This is a genomic window from Bacillus sp. AFS041924, assembly GCF_002577195.1.
Taxonomy (GTDB): domain Bacteria; phylum Bacillota; class Bacilli; order Bacillales; family Bacillaceae_G; genus Gottfriedia.
Window position 1 is genome coordinate 1 of the sequence record NZ_NULG01000028.1, and the last position, 6518, is coordinate 6518.

At 31.9% G+C, this 6518-nt stretch carries 6 protein-coding genes; 3 read left to right on the forward strand and 3 right to left on the reverse strand.

Annotation, left to right across the window (positions count from 1 at the left end; translation table 11 throughout):
• Window positions 1-112: 112 nt before the first annotated feature.
• The gene (locus COC46_RS22690) at window positions 113-910 is read right to left on the reverse strand and encodes a YppG family protein (RefSeq protein ID WP_255294870.1); all 798 of its coding nucleotides are present in this window, start codon (window positions 908-910) and stop codon (window positions 113-115) included.
• 201 nt (window positions 911-1111) lie between these two features.
• Between COC46_RS22690 and yppF the strand changes: the two genes are divergently transcribed.
• The gene (gene yppF / locus COC46_RS10285) at window positions 1112-1288 is read left to right on the forward strand and encodes a YppF family protein (protein WP_098809624.1); all 177 of its coding nucleotides are present in this window, start codon (window positions 1112-1114) and stop codon (window positions 1286-1288) included.
• Window positions 1289-1402: 114 nt separating this feature from the next.
• On the opposite strand, the gene COC46_RS10290 is transcribed toward yppF, so the two are convergent.
• Both COC46_RS10290 and COC46_RS10295 read right to left on the reverse strand, forming a co-directional pair.
• On the reverse strand, window positions 1403-1654 hold the full coding sequence (locus COC46_RS10290) for a hypothetical protein (RefSeq protein ID WP_098809625.1): 252 nt from the start codon (window positions 1652-1654) through the stop codon (window positions 1403-1405).
• A 671-nt stretch (window positions 1655-2325) separates the two neighbouring features.
• Window positions 2326-3333, reverse strand: a complete 1008-nt coding sequence (locus COC46_RS10295; protein ID WP_098809626.1) for a DUF2515 family protein — start codon at window positions 3331-3333, stop codon at window positions 2326-2328.
• A 94-nt stretch (window positions 3334-3427) separates the two neighbouring features.
• Here COC46_RS10295 and recU point away from each other — a divergent pair, with 94 nt between their 5' ends.
• Both recU and COC46_RS10305 read left to right on the forward strand, forming a co-directional pair.
• Entirely contained in the window at window positions 3428-4039 is a 612-nt protein-coding gene (gene recU, locus COC46_RS10300; RefSeq protein WP_098809627.1) for a Holliday junction resolvase RecU, read from the forward strand.
• Between the two features lie 50 nt (window positions 4040-4089).
• On the forward strand, window positions 4090-6518 hold a 2429-nt coding region (locus COC46_RS10305), incomplete at its 3' end, for a transglycosylase domain-containing protein (protein WP_098809628.1).

Below are 6518 nucleotides of genomic sequence, written 5' to 3' on the forward strand. Positions count from 1 at the left end.
CCTTTTTTAGCCATAGAAAATCCCCTCCAGTATCACATTCGTATCTCCATGTTACCATGAAGCTTTTTTCGAATGTCTACCTAAAGGGGATAATATCAGATTCCTGGCTTTTTTATTTAAATAAAACACCAATTTGTTTAAATATTCCTCCTACTTGATTCATTGTATTCATCATCTGACCTGCAGTCGACATCATTTTTGGTACATCATATGATCCCGAACTATTTTTAAATTGATTTAATATTGAAGAAAACTGAAAAGATTGTTGACTATTATTTTGTTGATTTACTTTTTTTGGCTGTGTTGGATAAGGTGTACTTGGGGCAAACATTGCTGGCGATGTGAATGGTCCTTGTTGGATCATTTGAGCATGTTGTGGCTGAATTGAATATTGGTGGTTTTGAGGTTGCGTAAAATAGTTCATTTGATTACCATATTGTGAAGGATTCGATTGGGTATATGGATTTTGATTTTGCATCATACCGTAATAATTTGGATCATATTGATATCCTTGATAATAAGAAACAGCTGGTTGTTGCATTGATAAATGTTGCGTTGATGTATACTGACCATGATTTAATTGACCATAGCTTCCTGATTGTGATGGCTGTCCTTGACTTAATGGACCATAGCTTCCTGACTGTGATGACTGACCTCCATACGTTGAAGGCTCAATCATTGTAGTCTGTTGTGACTGGTGTGTCTGTTGAGTTTGTACTGGCTGCTGTTGTGTATTAAGAGTAGGATTTTCGGAATAAGGTTGAATTGTGTTTCCATAGTAGCGTTGCATTTCAATTGGTAATTGATTCATTTCTTGATAATTAAAATTCTCATCAATCTTTTGATTTTGGTTTCTAAACCACTCAAAGCTATTTTCTGAGTGATTTGGAGGAAACATTTGATGTCTCATATTCTCACACCCATTATTAGTATTCTCATTTATAAGTATGATAAAAATGCCTATCCTGTTACATATAATAATTTTATGCGTTATTTGTCATTATATGTCGGAAGTTTAAATTTTTAAAAAAATTTAAATCTTAAATATTTATGATACATTTTATTTAGTAATACAAGTTGTTAATTAAATTTTAATGTTGGAGGGGTAATAATGACTTTACAAGAATTAAAGAGCAAGTTTATTTCATCAAAAAGTTTCGAACCAACTGACTTTAATCAATTAATGGACTTTTTACAGCAAAATTACCTTAATGGTGAGGTTACAATTCAACATTACAGAGCTTTAATTAAAGAACTTGAACTTTTTGGCGCATGTAAGCCAATTTAGTAATCCGGAATGTGAATATAAGAAATAAAGCGATACACATGAATGTGTATCGCTTTATTTAATTCTATTTAGTCTCTTTTAATTTATACAGACACACTTACTTTAAGCTATTTATTAAATATTAAATGCTAATTGTCTTCCTAAGAATGGAGTTGAAATCCAACTACCACCCTCTTTTGCTTGACTTACTTTCTTTTCAAAATGATGAAGATGCACTGTTGTTGACTGTACCTTATTTAAAAGCAAATTCTTTTCTTCATCACATTTTTGATTAATTCTTAAAGCTAAGGAGTGCTCAATAAATTCTACCTCATTTAAAAATTCATCAATTGCTCGAAAAAATTCATCCCTTTGAATTAACTCCATACAGTTCAACTCCTCTTCTAATTTTCTTAATCTATAAATTCAACACCAACTTTGTTCCTTCCTTCTCGACTGACAAAACTAGAAGTATTTCGCTAAACAAAGTGAATAAAGCTATTTTCTTTTATAATTTCGACAAAAAAACTTGTAGTGAGGACAAGTTTTGGGAATGTTATTATCATGGAGGTGTTTCAAATGGCAAAAAACCGAAATGAAAAGAAGAAAAAGCAAGAAAAAAGTAAAAATCAACAAACTGGAAATCCAAAATTAGACGGACCGAACTTCCCGGCTACATAAAAACTTAGGACATGTGATTAGATTGACATGAAATTTAAAAAAGGATTTAAAAGAAAAAGCTTGCACTTTAGTGCTAGCTTTTTTCAGGTTGTTGAAATATAAATCTGTCTATGAACAATAAGTTATTTATTGGTAATAGGTTAGGACTTATTGAAATACTAATTATCATCAAAGCTTTATTTTTTATAGATAAAATAAAATACAACTATAGGCATTTAACTATAATGTATATTGGGAACAAATTTTTATAATAATTTAAATGTAAGCAAATTATAAGATGTTAAGGTTAGTGATCTTTGTTTTCTTATTTCACCTATAAATGAATACGCGCATCTTTTAGTGGAAATCAACATCACACTTCTTCCCTGAAAAATGATTTATTGAAATATAGATTTCAATTTTAACATTGAACCGAGTAGTTCTTGCTTTATTAAAAAGGACTGTTTAAAACTATCTCCATTTATTACTTCTTCATTTTCATACCATTCTTTTAATATTTCACTATTTGCATACCAATCATCCTCAACAGTGCGTTTATGTGGAATTACTGGATAGACATCTCTTAATTTAGGATTATTTGAGCTTTCGATCCCAACTAGCCCTTCATAATCACTTCTACTGCCAGTATGGTTAATTTGTTTAGCAAAATCGATAAATCCATTTGTTAAATCATCATGAAATAAAATCGAATACAATTGTTTGCCAATTTGAATCCTTTTTGTTAGATTTTCAAATTGATAAACAGCAAGGCCATATAATTCTCCATTACTTGATGGAAAAATTACATAACTTAATTTAAATTGCTCCTGGAGTTTGAATGCTAAAGAATTAAAGACTTCATTTTTAAAAAATTCATTTTGAATTACTGGTCTTTCAATCATATTTTGCTCATTAATAATTAACGAATAAACTAGTCTTTTCTTATCTCGATCTGTCCAATATTTCTCCCATTCAATTTCCATAAAACTAGATACAGAAAAGTACTTCAATAAATAAAATAATGGCTTCCTGTTTATTTTGGAATATTCAAATAGAAGTAACTGAGGAAATGCATCTAAAAATATGATCCAATTCGCTCGTTCATATGTCATGAATAACTGCTTTCTTTGTTTTACATTTAAACCATTTATGAAAATTTTACTTTCCAAATCAGTCATGTTATAACCCGCATTACGTGAAACCATACTTGCAAGAAATGACCACTCTATTTCATTTTGCCTTAAAAAATATTCTTGGTATGCGATTGTTCTCGAAATATTATCTGCATTATATTTAACTGTTTCTTTTTTTATTAAGTCGACTAGTTTAGAATCTTCTTCTGATAAATTGTAATCTTCTCTTCTTTTTTTTATGAACCCCTTCCAGCTTTCATGGTTTGCATTCATTGGCTCACCCCAATCATTCTGGTATTTTTTTACACGAACATCTGTTTTAGTGCTATAATACTTGTTGTATGTAAATTAAGGTGGAGTTGGTTTTATGACAATAATGTACCCAAATCGAAGAAATAATGAAGTTCAAAGAGTCCAAAAAAATAGCGAAACATATGGAAAATCAAGTAATACTTATAGTAATCGCGGAATGTCCCTTGAAGATGATTTAAATGCTACTAATACGTATTATTTAGCAAATAACATCGCAAACATACATAAAAAACCAACACCCGTACAAATCGTAAAGGTAGATTATCCGAAAAGAAGTGCAGCAGTTATTAGGGAAGCATACTTTAAACAGCCCTCCACTACTGACTATAATGGCATTTATAAGGGAAAGTATATTGATTTTGAAGCCAAGGAAACTAATAATAAGACAAGTTTTCCTTTACAAAATTTCCATTTGCATCAAATTGTGCATATGGAAAATGTAATAAATCATGGTGGAATTTCGTTTGTCATATTAAAATTTTCATTATATAATGAAATTTATTTTATGAAAGCAACTGATATTCTTACCTTTTGGAAAAGGCAATCAGATGGTGGAAGAAAATCAATTTCTAGAGAAGAATGTAAAGAGTATGGAACATTAATTAAACCGAGTTATCCGATAATCGTTCCTTACTTAAAATGTATCGATGAACTTTTTGTAATTTAATAGATTCATAATTTCATTAAGTTCATTTGAAAGGCAGGAGAAACAAAAAAATGGCAAAAGAGTATAGTTCACGACAAGAACGAAAACAGATGGAAAAGCCTTCTATTGAAAAGCCGAAAAAGCGTGGAGGTTTATGGAAAAAGATTTCATTAACAATATTAACATTAGCGGTACTTTGTATTCTTGGTGGAGTAGGAACGTTTTATTACTTAGTAAGTGATGCTCCTAAACTTGATGAATCAAAATTAAAGGTACCTTTATCTTCTACAATCTTAGATAAAAACGGGAATGTTATTGCTGAGCTAGGAACTGAACAAAGAACTAAAATTTCATATAACGAGATTCCTAAAGTAGTAGAGGATGCGTTTATTGCTACCGAGGACGTACGTTTTTACAAACATAAAGGTGTTGATATTCGTCGTGTAGTAGGAGCAGTATTAGCTAATATTACTGGCGGATTTGGTTCACAAGGTGGTAGTACGATTACACAACAAGTTGTTAAAAATTCATTCTTATCTCCACAAAAAACAATTAAACGTAAAGTACAAGAATGGTATTTAGCATTCCAGCTTGAACAAAAGTATTCGAAGCAACAAATTTTAGAAATGTATTTAAATAAAGTTTACTTCTCAAATGGCTTAAAAGGTCGAGGGGTTTATGGTGTAGCAAAAGCAAGTGAAACATATTTTAGTAAGGATTTATCAAAAATCACATTACCTGAAGCAGCTACGCTTGCTGGTATGGTACAAAGCCCAAATAATTACAATCCAGCAAAGCACCCAGCTAAGTCAGAGGCTAGACGAAACGTTGTATTAAGCCAAATGAAAAAATATGGTTATATTACTGGGGAGCAATATTCAAACGCAAAAGCAATTCCAATGAAAAAATTAGTTAAGGTTCATGAAAGTGGGCAAACCAAGTATAAAGCATTCATTGATGTAGTAATCGATGAAGTTGAAAAATATGGTGATGCAAACGTAAATACAGATGGATTAACAATTGAAACAACACTAGATCCAAAATCCCAAGATAAAGCCGATGAAATTATTAAGCGTGGATCAGAATTTTATCCAAGTGATGCTTTCCAAACTGGTTTTGTTTTGACTGATACTAAAACAGGTGAAATTAGAGCTGTTGGAGCTGGAAGAAATACAACAACAGGCGGCCTGAACTTTGCAACAGATATTAAAAGACAACCCGGGTCAACTATTAAGCCAATCTTAGACTATGGTCCTGCAATTCAATATTTAAAATGGTCTACAAACCACCAGCTTGTTGATGAACCTTATCAATATTCTGACGGGACACCTATTCGAAACGCAGATAGATCATATAAAGGTAAATTATCAATTCGTAAAGCTTTAATCGGTTCAAGAAATATTCCTGCCTTAAAAACTATGCAGTCAGTTGGATTAGATAAATCACGTGAATTTGGTAACGGACTTGGTTTCAACTTCCAAAAAAACAACTTTTATGAGTCTTATGCAATCGGTGGATTTACAGGTGTATCTGCAATGGATATGGCCGGTGCATACGCAGCATTCGGTAATGGCGGTGTCTATATCAAACCACATGCTGTTACAAAAATCATTTATCAAGATAAAACTGAAAAAGTATTATCTCCTGAACCAAAACAAGCAATGAGCGATTACACAGCATATATGATCACAGATATGCTACGTGACGTTGTTAAATCTCCAAATGGTACAGGTGGTAGAGCAAATGTACCTGGACTTGATATGGCAGGTAAAACTGGTACTACAAACTATCCGCAAGAAGTAAAAGACAAATATGGCTTCCCTTCTAACGCTACTAGAGATAGTTGGTTTGTAGGTTATACACCAGATGTTACTATTTCTGTTTGGACTGGATATGAAAAAAATAAAAAAGAACATTATTTAGGTAAATCATCAACAAATATTGCAAAATATATTGCAAGAGATATGTTATCAGCTACTGGTGATTTTTCTTCTGAATTCCATAAGCCAAATTCAGTTGTAAGGGTCCAAGATGAATTATTTATTAAAGGTGAAAAAATGGATGATCTTCCAACACCAGATACATTAGATCCTGCTAAAAACGTTACAGCGAAATATGACGAAAAAACAAGTAGCATTGCCTTAAACTGGCAATATGCTGATGATTTACTTGCTTCAACTACGTTTGAAGTAAACTATGATATAAACGGAGTTCAGGGTCAAACTCAAAAAATCAATGGAACATCAACTAAAATCAATGGTATTGTACCTGGAAATAAAGTAAAAATTTCAATAGTGGCAACAAATGAAGAAACTAAGAGTGCTCCTGTTACTGTTACAGTCGACTTAACTACGACTGAAGAGCCAACTACTCCACCAACAGAAAATAATGGTGATGATAAAGGTAAAGGTAACGACAAAGGTAACGGCAACGGTAACGGCAAAGGTAACGACAAAGGTAACGACAAAGGTAACGACAAAGGTAACGGCAATGGTAACGG